The 18,385-nt window shown below is 53.2% G+C and carries 16 protein-coding genes; 7 read left to right on the plus strand and 9 right to left on the minus strand.

What is annotated here, in order from left to right:
• Positions 1–67: 67 nt before the first annotated feature.
• From OU789_RS04450 to OU789_RS04480, 7 genes are read left to right on the plus strand one after another with little or no spacing between them, the layout of a single operon-like run.
• On the plus strand, positions 68–1,165 hold the full coding sequence (locus OU789_RS04450) for an ABC transporter ATP-binding protein (protein ID WP_274653662.1): 1,098 nt from the start codon (positions 68–70) through the stop codon (positions 1,163–1,165).
• On the plus strand, positions 1,162–2,298 hold the full coding sequence (locus OU789_RS04455; RefSeq protein WP_274653664.1) for a Gfo/Idh/MocA family protein: 1,137 nt from the start codon (positions 1,162–1,164) through the stop codon (positions 2,296–2,298). The genes OU789_RS04450 and OU789_RS04455 overlap by 4 nt, the downstream gene beginning before the upstream one ends.
• The gene (locus OU789_RS04460) at positions 2,295–3,299 is read left to right on the plus strand and encodes an SIS domain-containing protein (RefSeq protein ID WP_274653666.1); all 1,005 of its coding nucleotides are present in this window, start codon (positions 2,295–2,297) and stop codon (positions 3,297–3,299) included. Before OU789_RS04455 ends, OU789_RS04460 begins: the two co-directional genes overlap by 4 nt.
• Entirely contained in the window at positions 3,296–4,378 is a 1,083-nt protein-coding gene (locus OU789_RS04465) for an SIS domain-containing protein (RefSeq protein WP_274653668.1), read from the plus strand. Before OU789_RS04460 ends, OU789_RS04465 begins: the two co-directional genes overlap by 4 nt.
• Positions 4,375–5,286: an ROK family protein gene (locus OU789_RS04470; RefSeq protein ID WP_274653670.1), complete on the plus strand. Its 912-nt coding sequence runs from the start codon at positions 4,375–4,377 to the stop codon at positions 5,284–5,286. The genes OU789_RS04465 and OU789_RS04470 overlap by 4 nt, the downstream gene beginning before the upstream one ends.
• 54 nt (positions 5,287–5,340) lie before the next feature.
• The gene (nagA, locus tag OU789_RS04475; protein WP_274653672.1) at positions 5,341–6,486 is read left to right on the plus strand and encodes an N-acetylglucosamine-6-phosphate deacetylase; all 1,146 of its coding nucleotides are present in this window, start codon (positions 5,341–5,343) and stop codon (positions 6,484–6,486) included.
• Entirely contained in the window at positions 6,446–7,222 is a 777-nt protein-coding gene (locus OU789_RS04480; RefSeq protein WP_274653675.1) for a copper homeostasis protein CutC, read from the plus strand. The genes nagA and OU789_RS04480 overlap by 41 nt, the downstream gene beginning before the upstream one ends.
• A gap of 12 nt (positions 7,223–7,234) precedes the next feature.
• Here OU789_RS04480 and OU789_RS04485 read toward each other — a convergent pair whose 3' ends face one another.
• The 9 genes from OU789_RS04485 to OU789_RS04525 form a co-directional block, all read right to left on the minus strand.
• Complete coding sequence (locus OU789_RS04485; protein WP_274653677.1) at positions 7,235–8,506, minus strand: class II D-tagatose-bisphosphate aldolase, non-catalytic subunit; 1,272 nt, start codon at positions 8,504–8,506, stop codon at positions 7,235–7,237.
• A 26-nt stretch (positions 8,507–8,532) separates the two neighbouring features.
• Complete coding sequence (locus tag OU789_RS04490; RefSeq protein WP_274653679.1) at positions 8,533–9,309, minus strand: DeoR/GlpR family DNA-binding transcription regulator; 777 nt, start codon at positions 9,307–9,309, stop codon at positions 8,533–8,535.
• Positions 9,310–9,452: 143 nt separating this feature from the next.
• Positions 9,453–11,369: a tetratricopeptide repeat-containing sulfotransferase family protein gene (locus OU789_RS04495; RefSeq protein ID WP_274653681.1), complete on the minus strand. Its 1,917-nt coding sequence runs from the start codon at positions 11,367–11,369 to the stop codon at positions 9,453–9,455.
• 221 nt (positions 11,370–11,590) lie between these two features.
• Entirely contained in the window at positions 11,591–12,238 is a 648-nt protein-coding gene (locus tag OU789_RS04500; protein WP_274653683.1) for a ThuA domain-containing protein, read from the minus strand.
• Positions 12,239–12,247: 9 nt separating this feature from the next.
• Positions 12,248–13,348 carry a Gfo/Idh/MocA family protein gene (locus tag OU789_RS04505; RefSeq protein ID WP_274653685.1) on the minus strand — a complete coding sequence of 367 codons (1,101 nt, stop codon included), beginning with the start codon at positions 13,346–13,348 and terminating at the stop codon, positions 12,248–12,250.
• Positions 13,349–13,573: 225 nt separating this feature from the next.
• Positions 13,574–14,323 (minus strand): class I SAM-dependent methyltransferase, encoded by a 750-nt coding sequence (locus tag OU789_RS04510; protein ID WP_274653687.1) that lies wholly within the window; start codon positions 14,321–14,323, stop codon positions 13,574–13,576.
• A 12-nt stretch (positions 14,324–14,335) separates the two neighbouring features.
• The gene (locus OU789_RS04515) at positions 14,336–15,193 is read right to left on the minus strand and encodes a hypothetical protein (RefSeq protein ID WP_274653689.1); all 858 of its coding nucleotides are present in this window, start codon (positions 15,191–15,193) and stop codon (positions 14,336–14,338) included.
• A gap of 116 nt (positions 15,194–15,309) precedes the next feature.
• The gene (locus tag OU789_RS04520) at positions 15,310–16,248 is read right to left on the minus strand and encodes a hypothetical protein (RefSeq protein WP_274653691.1); all 939 of its coding nucleotides are present in this window, start codon (positions 16,246–16,248) and stop codon (positions 15,310–15,312) included.
• The gene (locus OU789_RS04525; RefSeq protein ID WP_274653693.1) at positions 16,241–18,205 is read right to left on the minus strand and encodes a glycosyltransferase family 2 protein; all 1,965 of its coding nucleotides are present in this window, start codon (positions 18,203–18,205) and stop codon (positions 16,241–16,243) included. The genes OU789_RS04520 and OU789_RS04525 overlap by 8 nt, the downstream gene beginning before the upstream one ends.
• Between the last annotated feature and the right edge of the window lie 180 nt (positions 18,206–18,385).

Below are 18,385 nucleotides of genomic sequence, written 5' to 3' on the forward strand. Positions count from 1 at the left end.
TCGGGTGGGCGGCTTCGGTTGCCCACCCAACCTTAAATTCCCTCTCTTATCAAAGGATGCCCGTACCATGGCGACGCTTGATCTGAACTCAATCAGTAAATCTTTTGGAACGGCCAAGGTTCTGCACGATATCAGCCTCGCAATCGAGGATAAGGAATTCGTCGTGTTCGTCGGACCGTCCGGTTGTGGTAAATCAACGTTGCTGCGCATTATTGCGGGTCTCGAAGAGGCGACAGAGGGCAAAATCCTTATTGGCGGCAATGACGTTAGCGACGCACATCCAGTGGATCGTGGTATCTCCATGGTGTTCCAGTCCTACGCGCTCTATCCGCATCTTTCCGTTTACGAAAACATCGCCTTTCCACTTCGGGTTCAGAAGATGGAAAAAGGCGAGCTTGACCAGCGTGTGAAACGCGCGGCCGAAATTCTCCAGCTTACTGACAAGCTTGATCTGAAGCCCGGCCAGCTTTCCGGCGGTCAGCGCCAACGTGTGGCCATTGGCCGTTCGATTGTGCGCAATCCCAAGGTTTTCCTGTTCGACGAACCGCTTTCCAACCTTGATGCAGCTCTGCGTGGCGATATGCGCGTCGAGTTGAGCCAGCTACATCGCGACCTTGACGCAACTATGGTTTACGTGACCCACGATCAGGTCGAGGCGATGACCATGGCCGACCGTATTGTTGTTCTCAATGGTGGGCGCGTCGAGCAATTCGGCACACCGATGGAGCTCTATCACCATCCGGCGACCAAATTCGTGGCGGGCTTTATCGGTCAGCCGAACATGAACTTTATCCCATCCACCGTCATCGACACCGCCAACGGGCTGAGCGTGGAACTCAAGGGCGGACACAAAATGGTGCTGCCAGTTGATACAACCACAGTAAGCAAAGGCGATATCGTTGAAGTTGGTGTGCGTCCTGAGGATGTAACCATCGGCACGACTGGCGTTGAAGTTGAGGTGCGTGTACTTGAGCGCCTCGGTGGCGCGTCGATTTCATATGGCTCGATTGGCGGTGATACACGTTTCTGTGCCTCTTTGCCGGGCGATGTTCGCGTAAAAGAAGGCGGCTCCGTAACGCTCGAGATCAAGCCTGAAGATTGCCACGTATTTGACGCCAACGGCGACGTATTGCGCCGTCAGGCCGCTCCGGAGTTGGTTGCATGAGAGTCGTAACAGCAGGTATTGGCCTTCGGGCTGGGCATGTGTTGTCGATCCTCAAGGAAACCATGCCAGAGGTGGAGTTCGTCGGGTTCTACGACCCACAGCCTACATATCTTTCAATGATCGGCGAGGAAACTCCGCGCTTTGACGATGTGGCCAATATGCTGGCCGAAACCAAGCCGGATCTGTTCTTTGTCGGCTCGCCAAACAGCTTCCACCTTGAGCATATCAAGCTTGGTCTTGATGCTGGCGTTCGGATTTTTACCGAGAAGCCTGTTGTCACAACACGTGAAGAAACCATGGAGCTGGCCCAGCTTCTGTCCGAACATGGCACCGATCAGGTAATGGTTGGGCTAGTGCTCCGCTATTCGCAGCACATGGTCGATCTGCGCGCTGTTCTTGATGAGCTCGGCCCAATCACATCGCTTGAAGCCAACGAGCATATTGCTCCGTACCATGGCGCCTTTTTCATGCGTGACTGGCGGCGGATGATCGCGTGGTCGGGTGGGTTCATGCTGGAGAAATGCTGCCACGATCTTGATATCTACAACATGGTGACGCGCTCTCGCCCCAACCGTGTTGCAAGCTTCGGCGGCAAGAAATCTTTCGTGCCGGAGTTTGCTCCGACATCGAACACCGAAAACGAGATCATGCACCGCAAGAAATCTGTCTGGCAGAGCATTGACGACCCATTCCATTCCGATGGCGATATCATCGATTATCAAACCGCCATACTACACTATGAAACCGGTGCAAGCCTTGCCTTCCACACCAACCTCAATGTGCCTGACGAGCATCGCCGCTTCTGTGTGATGGGTGCGCTGGGCATGGCTGAGGGCGATTTTGTACGCGGGTATCTCAAGGCAACGGCGCGTGATGGAAGCATCATTTCCGAGCATGACTATACAAAGGGCGACCCCGCCAAAATGTCCGCGCATTACGGCGCAGACCACATGATGGTCTCCGACATTGCCGACTTCCTGCGCGGCGATAGCGAAACCTTACCGGTTGGCGTGGTGGATGCGCTTGAAGCCGGACTCGCTGCCATGGCACTGGACGAGTCGCGGATCACCGGAAAAATGGTCGACCTCACAGAGACGTGGGCCGAATTCGACAGTTGGGGACTAAGAAAATGACAACCGAAACTCTCGCCGCGGGCGCGCATATGGCCAAGGAAACCGCCGAGGCCCGTGATGTGTTTTGCAAGACGGCGCTTCAGTCCGCAGAAGTCTCAGCACTCAAAGGTGCAAAGGCGATCTATACAATTGCGCGCGGTTCTTCTGATGCGGCGGCCAATATCCTGAGTTATGAATTTATGCGCGAGTTGCGTATCCCCATGACCTCGCTTCCACCGTCGGTGTTCTCGCTTGGTGCGGGTGTTGGTATGGACGGCAACGCAGTTATGGTGATCTCGCAGTCTGGCGCGAGCGATGACCTTGTGTTGTCGACCAAAGGCGCGATTGCCAGTGGTGCTTCGGTTGTTGCGCTAACGAACCAACCGAACTCTGCTGTCGAAGCAGCTTCTGATGTGACCGTTCCAATTGGAGCAGGGGAAGAGCTTGCCGTTCCTGCAACGAAAACCGTGATTGGCTCGGTCGCGGCGGGAATGTCGATCCTTTCTGCACTTTTGCCGGACTACGCCGCGCGTACCAAAGCTTCAGTCGAGGCGTTGCAATCGGCTCAAACAACCCATCCGCGCAATTCTGATCTGCGTGCTGCGCTACTTCGGGCACAGAGCGTTTACGTGATTGGGCGAGATACGGGATTTGGCGCTGCTGTTGAGGTTGCGCTCAAACTCAAGGAATGCTGCGCGCTTCACGCGGAAGCCTATTCTTCTTCAGAGGTATTACACGGCCCGCTTCAGCTTGCGACCAACCCGCTAATGGTTCTCCTCCTTGATACAGGCCTTGAGACCACTCAAGAGAGCCTCGATCAAGCCGAAGAACGCTTCAAGGCGGTGGGATGCGACGTTCATCGCATTCGCCCAAGTGACGTTGGAGTTTCCGGCGTCACGCCTGCCGCCGCCGCTGCTCTACTGTTGAATTTTATGTATACCGCAATTCACGAAACCGCACTTGCATTGGGTCTCAATCCTGATACCCCCTCCACATTGAAAAAAGTGACACAAACCAAATGACTTCTCCGACCAAATCCCTCGAAAAATGGGCGACATGGCAGGAAATTCACCGCCAGCCCGAAATCTGGAAAAGCTGGGGCCAAACGCTCGATGTCGCGGGGCTGCGCGAATGGATCGCGGGCCTTGGAATAGAGGAGGTCTGGTTTTGCGGCGCGGGAACAAGTGCCTATATCGGTGATATTGTTGTTGCGGGGCTTGAAGGGAAAGACCTTGGTTTGCGGTTCCGCTCGGTGCCGACAACCGACCTTGTCAGTCGCCCACAAGCCTATCTGAATGGGGCCAACCCGCTCGTGGTGAGCTTTGGCCGTTCCGGAAATAGTGCGGAAACCATTGGTACACTTGATGCCCTCGACGGGCTCGCACCAGAGGCACCACGGCTTCACATCACGTGCAACAAAAAGAGCGCCCTTGCCACGCGAGACAGCAAAGGACCGCTCAAGGTTATCGTTCTTCCCGATGAAACCCATGACGCCGGTTTTGCCATGACGAGCAGCTTTTCAACCATGCTGTTCACATCACTCGCGCTCTTTGATGCACCAGCGGATGTTTCCGCTCGGCTCAACGATCTTGGTGACCAGTTGGCGGAATTGCTGCCTGCATTTGCCAAAGTTCCGCCGCGCCCAGAGCGCGTTGTTTATGTGGGCTCTGGCTCTCTTGCCTTTGCTGCGCGTGAGGCTGCGCTCAAGGTTATGGAACTCTCCGCCGGAGACATCCCCGCTCTCTGGGACAGCAGCCTCGGGTTCCGCCACGGGCCGAAGAGCTTTGTAACCGACGGTACGCTTATTAACGTTTTTGTTAGCCCCGAAGAGCCAGCTCGGTCTTATGATCTTGATCTTGTTTCAGAGTTGCGGGTCCAGTTCCCCAACGCGACAGTTCAGGCTATCGGTGCAGGTGCAGAATGCGATATCAAAATGCCATACGGTGCCGTATGGTCGGCGTCGATTTGCGTTGCATCCTCGCAGATTGCGGGTGTTCTCTGGGCTGAAGAACTTGGTCTAAACGTTGATGACCCATTCACAGGTCGCGGCACACTTAGCCGCGTTGTTGAGGGCGTTAAACTCTATCCGGTGGCATCATGATCGCAGCAGGTATCGACCTTGGCGGCACAAAGATTGAGCTGCAACTGTTTGATAACGAATGGCAACTTGCCAGTCGCAAGCGGGTTGATACCCCACAGGATTACGATGCGCTTGTTGGCGCACTAGCGGATATCGTTCGCTGGGCTGACTCCGAAGCAGGAACCAGTATTCCGGTCGGCATTGGCGCCGCCGGATTGTTGAATCCCACGACAGAGCTCGCGCTTACCGCAAATCTTTGCGCAACGGGCAAACCGCTTAAGTTGGATGTTGAAAAGGCGGTTGGCCGCGCAATTACCTATGTAAATGACTGCCGCGCCCTTGCTCTTTCGGAGGCTGTGTTCGGTGTCGGCAAAGATGCCGAAACTGTACTTGCCTTGATCCTTGGTACAGGTGTCGGTGGAGGCGTTTCCGTCAATGGCAGCATTCTGTCCGGCCCAACGCGAACAGGTGGCGAATTTGGCCATATGGCGTCACCGGCGCATTTGCTTCAAAAATACAACTTGCCTGCTGTTCAATGTGGCTGCGGGCGCGTCGGCTGTGTTGAAACCTATATTTCCGGTCGGGGCATGACACGCTTGGCCAAGGCGATCATGGGCGAAGACCTAAAGCCACCCCAGATCGTAGAGCGCAAAGAGACAGACGCCAAAGCGATGCAAGTCTGGGAAGTCTGGAGTGCGCTGACTGCAGAGCTTCTGTGCAATCTGACGCTCGCGATTGATCCCGATGTCATCATCCTTGGTGGTGGCCTCTCCAAGATCGAGGGGCTGACCGACATCCTGCAAAGCCAGGCGCAAAAGGCGCAGCTCGGTGATTTTGGCATACCGCCGATCCGACTTGCTCAAGGTGGCGATGCAAGCGGTGCACGAGGCGCGGCCTATGCAGCCTATCAGGAGCAGAGCAATGGGTAGTCGGCGATCTTGCCGAAGGGCAATCAGTACATTTCTTGGTTCGGAGGGACAGTGATGGAGCGGTGGATTACACCAGATCGGCTGTTTGACGGACAGAAGGTATCGAGCGGCGCGAGCCTTCGCGTCATGGACGGACGCATCGCGGAAGTCCGCGAGGAAGGTGCGCCCGATACCGCTTCTGAAACCAAGGTCAACGGCACAGTAACACCCGGCTTCATCGATCTTCAGGTCAATGGTGGCGGGGATGTTATGCTCAACGCCGATCCAAGCCGTGCGGGCATGCAAACAATTGCAGCCGCTCACCGCAAATTTGGAACGGTCGGTATTTTGCCGACTGTTATCACAGACCGCGCAGAGGTCGTTGATCATGCTGTCGATGCCGCGATCGAGGCCAAGGGCGATCAAGGAATTTTAGGGCTTCACATCGAAGGTCCACATATCGCACCTGTCCGCAGAGGCACTCACTTGGAGCGTTTTGTGCGCCCTATGGATGAGCGGACAATGAAGGCGGTGGCGAAGTTGCGTCACGCTGATATCGCCGTGATGATTACGCTCGCGCCTGATGCTGTGTCATGTGAGGATATCGCGACACTGTCGGATATGGGGGTCGTGGTTTCCATCGGGCATACGGATGCAACCGCAGACCAAATTGAGGCCGCGATCAAGGCCGGAGCGCGTTGTGCGACGCATCTGTTTAACGCCATGTCTCCGATGGTCGGGCGCGCTCCTGGCGCGGTTGGCGGTGTCATCAATTCAGACCTTTACTCCGGCATTATTTGCGATGGCTACCACGTGGCTGATGCTATGGTTGGGCTCGCCATTCGTGCGCGGCCAACGAGCGGGCGCATGTTCCTTGTATCAGATGCCATGGCGACAGTCGGAGGGAGCGATCACTTTAGTCTTTATGGGGACACGATATATCTCAAAGACGGCAGGCTCGTGAACGCCGAGGGCAGCCTTGCAGGCGCGCATGTTACTCAAGCAGAGGGCGTTAAGCGACTGGTTGAGAAGGTGAAAATCCCGTTGGATCAAGCATTGCAGATGGCCACATCCGTGCCGGCCGCTTGTATGGGGCTGTCGGACGTTGGACAGCTACAAGGTCGGAATATTGAGGACGTAATTCTTTTGAGTGAGCAGCTCGAGTATGTCGGCGCGCTCGATGCGCAGATCGCTGTTCAAGCTTCAAAGCATGATGCCTAAGTCAGAAACCGTTGCGCAACACCTGAAGCTTGAGGTCTGTGTTGATACGGCTTCAGGGCTGGATGCTGCCCAAACAGGAACCGACACGATTGAGCTATGCAGCGCGCTTGAAATCGGTGGGCTTACGCCTTCTGCGGGGTTGATCGAACGCGCACGCAGCAGCCGCGTAGATGTACATGCAATGATCCGCGCTCGCGCTGGTGATTTCACATATAACGATGCCGAGATGGAGCAGATGCTTCATGATATTGCGTGCGTTCGCCGTGCGGGGCTAAGCGGGATCGTCATCGGCGCAATCAAGAACGGAGCGCTCGACCTACCAGTCCTTCACCGCATGGTTGAAGCTGCCAAAGATCTGAGCCTGACTCTTCATCGAGCTATAGATTGTCTTGATGATCCGTTTGAAGCTTTGGATCAGGTTGTTGATCTCGGGTTTAAGAGAATACTGACCTCTGGTGGGGCACCGCGTGCAGTTGACGGAGCCGAGCGTCTGCGGCGGCTTGTTGCGCACGCCGGAGAACGGATTGAGATTGTCGTTGGGAGCGGCGTGAGTGCGGGGAATGTCAGTCAACTGGCCCGAGAGACTGGCGCAACGTCCTTTCACGCATCCTGCAGCACGCCGGTGGTTTCTGACGTTTTGAGCACAAAATTCGGCTTCGCAACCCCTGGTTTACGCGAGACTGACGCAGCTAAGATTTCCGAAATGCGCGCCACTTTGGACGCGCTGGTTTCTTAATATTGTGCTGTCTCAGCCTTGTTTACAGGCCGATGTATAGCCAGATAGCGCTTGGCGTACGGCTTGAATGATAACATCGCGCGCCGTCATTGGAGCCGTCACTTTCAGGTCTGGATAGTGCTTTCCAAGCTGCTCGACAGATATCGTCTTATCCGCAAACTGCATCATCAGCCGATCTATCGCAGCAACGGCCGCTGCATCCGGCCACAAATAGCGGATACGATCAGACAGGCCTTCGTGCCGCTGGCGATATTGCTCATCGGCGTCGCCTTCAACATAGGGCTGCCAGTACTTTGGGTTGCGCTGCATAACGTCTTCCATAACTCCAGCAAGCGTTCCTGCCTCGTATTCTGCGGAAATGTCGCCAGCGATCTGGTCAAGAGCGTAGTATGCCTCTCGCAATGCGAAGGTCAGTCCTGGGCCGACTTTGAGAATAGCAAAACCGTCAACAACCAGTTCGGTGAGCGCCTGTGCTGTTTGGTAATCGGTCGAGTGCGCCTCAAAAACCAGCTTTCCCGCTGCATCCCGCCAAGCAATCAAATCGCGCGCCTCAATACGGTTGTAGCGGTGGATGTCTGTTTGCCCAAATTCCACGCCAGGCTGCACCACAAGCGCAACGACGCGATCAAGTGCTGCATCTAACTTGTTTGATTTAAAGGACTCTTGATGAAGGCTGATGGTTTCCTCGGCGTCTTGCGGGTTGGAAACAACCACATGATCCAGCGCCTCTGCTGCACCTCCGGGTACCGGTACTTCGGTGCCGATGATATACCCCGGTAACGGGTGCCCTGCAGATGCGGCGCCTTCTTCGGCGGCTTGTGCCAAGAGCGCAGCGCGTTCCGCAACGGTTTTGGCAGGCAAGGGGGTGGGGTCATCAGCACAAGACATTGAGGCATCAAGATGGATCTTGCCAAACCCTGCTGCTGCATAGGCGTGTGTCATCGTCAGAGCTTTCGCCATTGCTTCTTTTGCTGGAAGGTCGCGCCAAGGATTCGGGCCAAGATGATCTCCACCGAGAAGAATTCCGTCAGGGTCAATCTCAAGTTTTCGCGCTATGGAAAACACAAGATCGCGAAAGTCCTGCGGCGTCATTCCCGTGTATCCGCCATCTTGATTGACCTGATTACAGGTCGCTTCGATACAAGGCGTTTCTTCGGCTTCGGAGGCCTCCAGAAGAGCCGCTTCGATAACCAACGGGTGCGCGGAACAGACGCTTGTCAGCCCGCGTTTGTGACCTTCGTTAAAAGATGTCGGCAGGGCGAGAAAACGGTCAAGGGGAGTCATGTGGCACCTCTGAGTTGGGTGGTAAATTAAGTATCAGCCGAATTGGCGATCGTGAGTGAAATCTCAGCGCGTTTTGCGTGTGCGGCAAAGGCGGGTGGGGGAGGCAGGTCAGTAATCAGCCTGTGACCTTCGCGTAGTGTGGTGACGGCGTGCGTGGCGCGCTTCTCGAATTTGGAACTGTCCGCGAGAATGAATGTTTCCGCCGCGCGCGCCATCATCGTCGCATTCACGGCAGGTTCATCCGCATCAACGCTTGAGAGGGTTCCTTCGTTATCAATCGCCGTAGCGCCGAGGAAGAGCTGATCAATCCACAAATTGTTCAAAGCCGCGCAGGCCAGCGGCCCAACCATCGAAAGGTTCTCTTCTCGAACGCGCCCGCCGATCAACGATAGATCAACGTGCGAGACTAGCGCTAGCTCCTGGGCAACGCGAAGACTGTTGGTGAACACCTTGATTGGTTGGTCCATTGCAATGATATGGCGCACGAGTTGCAACACTGTTGTGCTCGCGTCGAGAAAAACAGTCGCACCCGGTTTGACAGCACCGAATGCGGTCGCGGCGATGGTTCGTTTTGCGCGGGCATTCACACTCTCGCGTGCCGCGAATGCGACTTCTTCTCGTGCAGCTGAGGCAATTTGCGCCGCACCATGCAGCCGTTCCACACGCCCTTGTGCTTCCAAACCCGTGAGATCCCTGCGGACTGTCGCAAGCGACGCGCCGAGTTCTTGCGCGATATCCTGTACCTGAGTTTGGCCGCGTTTTAGCAGCAAAGCCAGAAGTTGGTTTTGTCGTGGCGTTGTCATGCGCGCTCCTCTTTCAACTGGGGTGTAGCAGCAAGATCGATCTTTATCAATCAGAATTTTGATCGTTTGAGATTGAATGGGTCGCGCATGAAAAAGGGCGCCTGAAACAAGGCGCCCCGAAATGTTGTTCCTATACCGACAGGTTAATTCTTAGCGGGAAGCCTATCAAAGGCACCGTCAAGGTAGGGGGCGAACTTCTCCCAAGCTTTAGAACTGCCCGAGTAAACAGCTTGCCGCGCCTGACGAAGCGACGCCGTTTTGATGCTTCGGGTGTTCTTTTGTGGTGAAAGACAGGCGTCGTCCCATTCAACACCGACATATTCGATGAGCTTACGGGTCTCTTCTTCCTGATTTCGGGTAAGTTCCTCGTAATCGAGACGGTACATCCGGTCAGGATAGCGTTCCCACCAGAAATTCATCAGGTCTTCGAACAAGAAGTAGTAATCAACGACATCCGATAAATCGTGGCAATAAGCCAGACCAACCGCAGGGAAGAACGTTTTGTAGTTCGACCAACAAATCGCGGCAGCTTCACGATCAATATGGATGATCTTCGCTTCGGGGAAGGCCGCGCATATCAGGCCAATAGAGTTGAAGTTGTGCGGCATCTTATCGGTGACATAGGGTTTTCCGTCAGCGTGCTTGATGAGCAAGTCCATGTATTTCTTGCGAAACTCCCGAATAGTTTCGGCATTCGCGGGTTTGTCGCCTACTTTTATGTCGCCACCAAAAGCGCCAACATAGGGGAGTTCATCCGCACCGGCAATTTCAGGGTGGGCAGAGAGAATTTGCTCTGTAAGCGTGGTTCCAGAACGGGGCATGCCCAGAATGAAAATTGGAACAGGCGTATCGCCTTCTTCTGCTGGCTTGGCCTTGAGGGAGGCACGTTGAACCTTGTCTGCGGTGTTTTTGATTTTGTCGAAAAGATCGATGTCTTTCTGGATATCGTAGTCCAGAATCTTTTTGTGCAATGCGTTGGATTCCTTGAGGAACTCAAATGACTCCTTGGTCTTTCCGATATCACCCATAGCTTTGGATAGACCCGAACAGATATGCATACGCATTTCGTCTTCTAACTCTGGATCGTTATACATCGAAAGCATAGTGGCAAGGTGCGGGTCGTCTTCCGTGTATTTGTTTTGCATCGCGAGTAATCGATGCGCCTCGGCGAAGTCCGGCTTGATTTCAAGCGCACGTTTGAGCCATTTCTCAGCCTCTTCGAATTGGCCCATGTTGTTATATATTGATGAAAGGTCCTTCATGAGGCCGTGGTTATCTGGGTCGAGTTCAAGCGTCCTCAGATAATTCGCGGCAGCTTCCTCATTGTAACCGCGCTTGCGGTAGTTGTTTGCAAGGAACCTCTGTGCATCTACGAATGTGGGCTTAAGGCGCACACATTCCTTGTATGTTTCGATGGCGTCATCGTGTTGGTGCATCGCAAAGTACAATTCACCAAGATTGAAGTAAGCATCGAAATAATCTTTATCGAGTTCGATAACGCGCTTGTAGGCTTCGATTGCTTCGTCGTGCTTGCCTTGTGACTTCAGCGTCACCGCCAAGTTATAGCTGGCATCGAGATGGTTCGGAACAATCTTGAGTGCGCGTTTGTAGCTTTGAATCGCTTCGTCGTATTTCTCTTGTGACTTTAGCGCATTGGCGAGGTTGATATGTCCGTCAGGCACTTTGGGTTCAAGCTGCGATGCCTTTTTGAACGCAGTTGCGCCGTTTTCAGGATCGCCGGATTGCGTGTAGCAAATCCCCAGAAAATTCCACAGATCAGCGGCCTTTGGGTAGGCTGCCAAGAGTTTCTTCAGCGGCGGAATTGCTTGCTTGAAACGACCTTGGTTTAGGAGGTTGGTAAGGGTGCGAACGGCATCCTGTGGCGGTAGGCCGTCTTTGGTTTTTTGTACGCCGAGTGACGCGAGGGCTGCTTTTGCGCGCTTGTTGTTCGGGAAGGCCTGAACCACGGCTTCTAACTGTTGGCGAGCCTCTTCGTGTTCGCCTTTGCGCACGTGAGATTTGGCGAGGAGTAGCGCCTTATCGACCGAAATTTTTCCCATACCGTCTGTCCTGTATTGTCCTGCGCGAAACATAGCACGGCAATTTTGGATATGCACCAGTGCCGCAATGGAATGTCCAACTGTTATTGGACTATTGCGCAACGAAGGGAAAGGGGGCAGGGGCGACCGATGCGCCGTTTTGTCTGGAGTGTGTTTGGTGGGTTTGTTTGAGTAAGGCCAGCGCGGAATACCCGCGCTAGCCTTTGGTGTTTAAACTGGTCTTAGCGTGCGGCCCAGAGCGCGCCGCGTTCCATCATGGTTTTCATTTCCGGAACTTTGAATTCATCAGCGATGTGACCAAGCGCGCTATAGAAAACACGTCCTTTACCGAACTTGCGTTTCCAGACAACAGGCATCACGACGCCATCGATTTCTTCAAAGCGGCTACCGTCGAATGTTGTCGTTGCGAGGACTTCGATAGAAGGATCTACATGCATGTAGTATTGCTCAGAGTGGTAGTCAAAATCAGAGAGCCCCTCGGTAATTGGATCGCCGGTTGGTGATATCTGAATTGAATAATCGATGATGTCGCCCGGATGCGCGACCCACTGCCCACCAGTCATGAATTGGTAATCGGGTTCATTCCGGAAACTGTCGCACATTGTTCCATGGAAGCCAGCAAGACCGGAGCCTGCGCGTACAGCCTTGATCAGGTTCTCAAGCTCTTCCTTCTCTATCGTCGACATGGTGATGACCGGCATAATGAGGTCAAAGCGGCCAAGATCAGGATCGGCGAAGGCTTTGGTTGACGCTTCAAGAGTTACCTCAAACCCGTTGCTTTCGAGAGTTTCTTTCATAACCTCGGCGCTTTGTTCGGGCGTGTGGCCTTCCCATCCGCCCCAAACGATGAGTGCTTTTTTCTGTGTCATTTTGTGTTCCTATCCGAGTTGGCCAAACGGCAAGCTGTCCGGTAGGGCTTCCGGCCGTTCACATAGATGTTTCATTTCAACGATCGCCTTTCTGTCTGCGGCGGTCAGGATGCCTTCCATCACCTCAAGGACATGAAGTGACAGTTCAAGGCTGGCGCGATGGGGGCGGTCATCCACAATGGCTTGCGCCATATCCGCAAGGCCGAGAATGCGATAGTTGCCGTCCCCGTATTTATGAGTTTGTTCAGCAGTGACCCAATCGCCGCTGCCTTCCGAAATCTTGACATCTCCGTCAAAACAGTTTGGATCAGGGACAACCATTGATCCCTTAGTCCCGTAGAGCTCGATATGGTTGTGTTCGTGCTTGTGAACATCGAAACTTGTCGTGATCGTAACCTGCGCGCCGTTGGCAAAGTTCATGATGCCGGAGATATGTGTGTCGATTTCAACGTCGAAACTCTCGCCCTCACGCGCACCTGAACCGATTTCGCGCGTTTCATAGGAACGTGTTGCCGCTCCGAGAACAGAGGACACGGGTCCGATCATGTTGATCAGGGCGGTGATATAGTAAGGGCCCATATCCAGTAGTGGGCCGCCGCCAGCTTTGTAATAAAAATCTGGGTTCGGGTGCCAGCTTTCGTGCCCTGGTACCATCATGTAAGCACTGCCGGCATTAATCGCGCCGATCTCGCCCGCATCCAGAAGTTTACGCGCGGTTTGGTGTGAGCCACCAAAAAACGTGTCTGGTGCGCAGCCAACACGAAGGCCGGTTTCCCGCGCTAGATCAACAAGCTCCATTGCCTCCTTCATCGTCACCGCGAGCGGCTTCTCGGAATATACATGTTTGCCCGCGTTCAGAGCTTTTTTGCCCACCTCAACATGAAATTGAGGCGTTGTCAGATTTAGAACAATGTCAATGCGATCGTCCGCGAGTAAAGCCTCAACGCTCAAAGCCTCGATGCCATAAGTTGCGGCTTTTTCTTCGGCTACAGAAAGATTGATGTCGGCGCAGGCCACCATGTTCAAGACACCAAACTGCGGCGCGGCCTTGAGATAGGCGTCGGAAATGTTGCCACATCCTATGACGCCAATGCCTATTTTCTTCGTCACGTTTTCCCTCCCGCGCCAGCTAAGGCGCCCTATGTGTGTGAAGACTGCAATGTATGTGTGTGCGATGAGGCGGATGCGCTTAAATTCGGCGCATGCCAAACCGCGGTCGCCGCGTCTCTACGGCTGGATTCCTCGCTTTTACTGAGTTTCGGTGTATTTAAGTTAGTATGTAAAATAAATAGCGCAGGAGCAGGCGTCAATCGCCAAATCGGCTCGACTACATTGTTATGCGCCGTCTTCGTCGGAACCGGCTTCTGACCATCGGTGAGTGTAATCGCCCTGCAGTGGTGTTTCGCTCACATCTGATGCTTCCAGTGGTTTCCGAACCACGTAGAACAAATAGCATCTTTGCGGTACAAGCTTCTTCGCCATTCGAAGCCGACGCTTTGTTTCGTAAGGGTCTTCTATTTCAAATGGCGCATCCCGGGGGAATTCGGGAAGGAAAGTGCATTGCAAAACGTCGCACCCTTTTGTCCGCTTCCAGAAGGAGAATACCAACTCTGGTCCGAACTGGTAGAAACCGTGTGCAAACCAGTTATTCCCTGGTGAGGCCGCAATAAAGGTGCCGCCCGGCGCGAGGAGGTCGAACGCATTTGTCATGGCCGTTTTCACGTCAAACACGTGCTCGAGCGTTCCGCCGTCGAGCACAATATCAAACTTTCCCACCAGTTCAGAAGGGATGGGTGTGTTTAGATCATGTGCAAAACTTGCGCCCTCAAACTGGGAGTAATCCAAGCTCTGGACGTGCTGAACTCCGAGAGCTTCGAATAGTGGCTCGGCAAAACCATTTTCCCGTTCAAGCTCTTCTATTGTCAGCCCAGGCTGGAACTCATCAAGCAATCGGTTTGCCGCGCGTTTTAGGCGAGGGCGGTTGAGTTGCAAAGATTGCCGACCAAGCATCAGCATCCGCTCTTTCTTTCGGATCGGCGGGATGATCTTCAACAATTGGGTTAGAGAAGCATAGTCGACACCCATATTAGTCTCCGGCTACTTTGATTGTTCAGCGGTTTTGATGCGAGCTTTTACGGGCGCTTTTGTTGGATCAATCCCATGCTTTTCCAGAAGGCTGTGGAACAGGCCGCCTGCTTCCGGCAGTCCGTTATTACGTTTCGCGAGCAAGTCGCGCATTCTGCGACCATAGAGGTGTATCGATGTGGTGTTGTTTGTGATGTAGCTTTCTGCATCTTCACGATGTCTCGGTTTTACGATTTTCCGACGTTCTTCGAACGGCACGGGATAGAGCACATCACGCGGAAAGGCGAATTTGGCTTCGCCGGTTTTCTGAAGATAGTATGTCACAGCGTGAGGCCCCCAAACACCCCACGGAAGCTCGCCAACATGGGTTGGATTTCCTGCATCGGCCCGCGCTTTAAGATTGGCTTTGACTTTGTCACTATACCATTCTGGCGTTCCAAACTCGTCTTTTGTCATCTCTAGTAAGCCGCTCAAAGCAGGACTGTTCGGTGGCAAGCCGAGCACACCTCCATTGATGTGGTGCGCGGATTCCCAGCCGAAATAATGGCCGGTTTCAGTTTCAAACGGTTTGACACAATAGGCATCTGTATCTGCCCAGATGGTGTTTTCTGATTTGGTCAGTAGGTGATAGCGGAATACATCCGAAAAAAGCGCGAGACTGTTTGTGCGGCCGTGCTTGATAAAGTTGTCGCGGTTAAGAATTTCATTGCCATGAGCCAATGTCACGCCCGCCGGAACGTTCTGAACTTCACCGTAGTGATATAAAACCACGTCATGGCCGACATCTAGAAACGATTGAATGCAGAGCTGTTCGAGGTAACTCAGCGGTCCCTCGACCCAGAGCATAGCTATGATCGGTTTGCTACTCATGATTTCCTTTTCCAATGAGGCATATTGGGTTGTCTGGTTCTGTCGTCTCAAATTGTTATTTCAAGTAGTGTTCAACCAAAACGCATGCAATTTGCTTGCTGTTTTGTGTTTCTATCTCAGGGCCTCAGTAGCTCTATGCGCGGAAGCATCGTTAGCTTTTGCACGTCACTTTCGTAAAGGTGCGTCAGATGGCGGCGCTCGTCTTGGGTCCATGGGTCATAGGCCTCAAGTTCATCGCTTCGTGGATATTTTTCTTGAATTTCGGCCCATTTCTCTATCGCGATTTCTGCTCCGAAACGCTCTATTTCATTGAACAATATCTCGACTGCCTTTTGAGAAGCCGAAGGGCGAATTCGTTTGCGTTGCGGGGTGGCGAAGTTGCTTGTGTCTGCGCCTTCGCCGACGAGGTTTTGAATGATCTGATCCGAAAGTTGATGCATATCTTCGTGGCGCCAAGCAATAATTTTGGCATCAGGAAATGATTTGGCAATCACCTGTATCAGAGCGGACCAGCTTTCGATGTTGGACAAAACTTTTCGCTTCATTGCGTTTTCGTCGATCACAAAACGGGCGCTGGCAGAGCGCAAAAACTCGATATAGGTGGAGGCGAAAAAATCCGCATAATTGCGGACTGCGAGATGAACTTCTCGAACTTCAAAGGGTATGTTGTTCGCGAAAACTCTTGTAAAAACCTTCCGGTTTGCAAAGAGCATTCCGCCACGAGCACATTGACCGCTATGGCCGGAAAGGTTCTCGTCTGACAGGATTATCCTTTCGCCGGATTTTGCGCCGACATCGTCAAAAAAGCCTTTGGCTATTTTGGCGAGTTCTTTGTCAGAGATTTTTGTTTTTCTGTCGATCCCGAGTTTTTCATAGCCGTTTAGCTGGCAAGGAACGGTGAATTCTTTACGGGTTGTTCTGTGGTGAACATAATGCACACCTTGCTTTCGAAGTCGGCCCGCATTTCGTTGCAGTATGGCCTGAAGATAGCTAGAGGCAGTTTTGACCACCCCTCCGTGAACAATAACGTAAGGATCGTTTGCAGCGCTACCCATCTGCAGCCTCTACCAACGGCGCTGCGTTGATCTTGCTGATTGAGTTGCGGAAATCTTCCCAGCCATCGCGTTTCTTGAGGTCATCGATTTTTCCGCGATGCCAGTCACATGCTTTTTGATGTAAATCAGCGAGCACTGGATCTTCCATTAGTTTAGATAGTTCACGGTCAAGCGCTGGAAGTGCCGCCAAAATAGAGGTGTCTCGGGCCTCGTTCTGGTTCATATCCGTCCAGTAGCTGATGCCTTGATCGTCTCCGACGTGATTTGTACGGCCACGGTCCCGTTTAACAAGGAAGCTATCAACTGAGCGCACGGCGTAGTGGTGCAACCTGACAAAATCGTGGGAGAATTTCGTGTGTGCGCGCCACCCTTGCTCAAGATAGGTGTCAGGCATCGGGTTTCCTCCGCCATCAACCCAGGCGATATCGCCTTTGTCGGTATTAAAGACTGGCCTGTGAACCTTTAAACGCCTGAAACGGTCGGACTTGCGGACTAACGTTTTGATGCCGCCGGTTCTATAATTCGGGAAGGAGTTCTCGCCGCAGGCCCAATCAAACTGTGCCGTCACAAGTTCGTCGTGATAGTCAAGCCGCCCACTATTGCCAAAGAGTTTCCAGCATGCCGAGATTGCGTCCGCATCACCAACCGCAGAGAACAAATCATCGAGATGGCCGCTTCCAACGCGAATATTCAAGAATTCATCGCAGTCAGCGCAAAGCAACCATTCGGCATCTTGCGTTATGCTCTGTTTTGCCGAGTCAAATAACGCTGATGCTTGGTAGTTCTTTCCGTGTTTCGCCGGATTAGGCAGGTGCTTTGCGATACCAAGTTCTTCAAGCCGCATTGCGATCTTGTCGGTGCCGTCAACGCAATCGTTTGTGTAAATCAGGAAATCGGTGAACCCGATACTACGATTGTAGGCAATCCATTCGAGCATGAATGGACCTTCGTTTTTCATCGTTGTTACAATAACGCGTTTGCTCAACGAAAAATGGGCCGGTGAGACATTGAGTGGTTTTGGCTTCACGATGCGCGCACGACTTTCATCTGCGTCAGGGGCCATTTCCTCCGCCAATTTATTGCGGGTTGCTCTTTCACGGAGTCGCTCGCGGAACACCATGTCAAACCGATCAGCAATTTTCTCGCGCCCGCTGTTTCGGAAATAGTTCGATACCGAACCGCGATACCAAGGCAGGTTTCGACGGTTTCGGTAGAGGCGGTAGAACTCCTTTTCCGTTAGCTCGTCGAAGATTGCGTGTTGAATAACAGGTTTAAGCGCATCAATCTTACGTAGGAAAACCGCCGTTTTGTGGCGTGAGAACCAGCATTTGAACTTGTGGATATTTGGGCCCTCGAACCTCTCGATGTGTCGCGTGTCAAGTTCGTGATACGGATCCCAGAAAAGATTCACGCGGCCCATATTTTTTGTGAGCTCTGCTGCGTCATTCAAAGGGAGTGTCCAGTCTTGCCGCTGGCCGACGACATAACGTGTTTCCCAAGGCACGATGCTTGGGTCGAGAGTGCTTTGCGGGTTGATCGCGACGACATGAGCGCCCGGAACAAGCGAGGCGAACTTGAGAGCTGCAAAGCCCCCCATAGAAACACCCGCAAATACAACGCGTTCGTAGTTGTCAAAGAAGCCGTCGCTTGCAAGGGCCTCAAAACGCCGGATTAATTTGGCGTCGCGATACCAGCCTTTGATATGCGCAAATACTCCGAGATGGGAAACTCCTACGTCGCGAGCAAATTTGTAGCCCCACGGGGAGCGGTCAATGGCCTCGTCAAACACGTTCGATAGGTTGTCAAAACTCACATACAGATGGCTCTTCGATCTCTTGACAAAGAGCAGACTATGTTTGTTGCCCTTTTCAAAAAAACCTTCACGATCGGAGCCGGGGCGCAGGTCTTCAAGCCAGAGCGGGGCGCCTTGAGGGATGCTTGGTGTTTGCTCTGCCATGTAGGTGTCTGTCCTGAATGCTCGTTTGCTTTGGCCAAGTTGTGCAAAGCCGCTTACCCTTGTTTCGCGCATCTTGCCCGCACCGTATCAGGCCCGCAACTCATTTTGACAGTAATTTGAAGAACTGTACCTTTCAAACTGCGAAGGGGGGCTTGACCTGCACTCAATCACTGCCACTGT

This window comes from Halocynthiibacter sp. C4, assembly GCF_028823805.1.
Taxonomy (GTDB): Bacteria; Pseudomonadota; Alphaproteobacteria; order Rhodobacterales; family Rhodobacteraceae; genus Falsihalocynthiibacter; species Falsihalocynthiibacter halioticoli.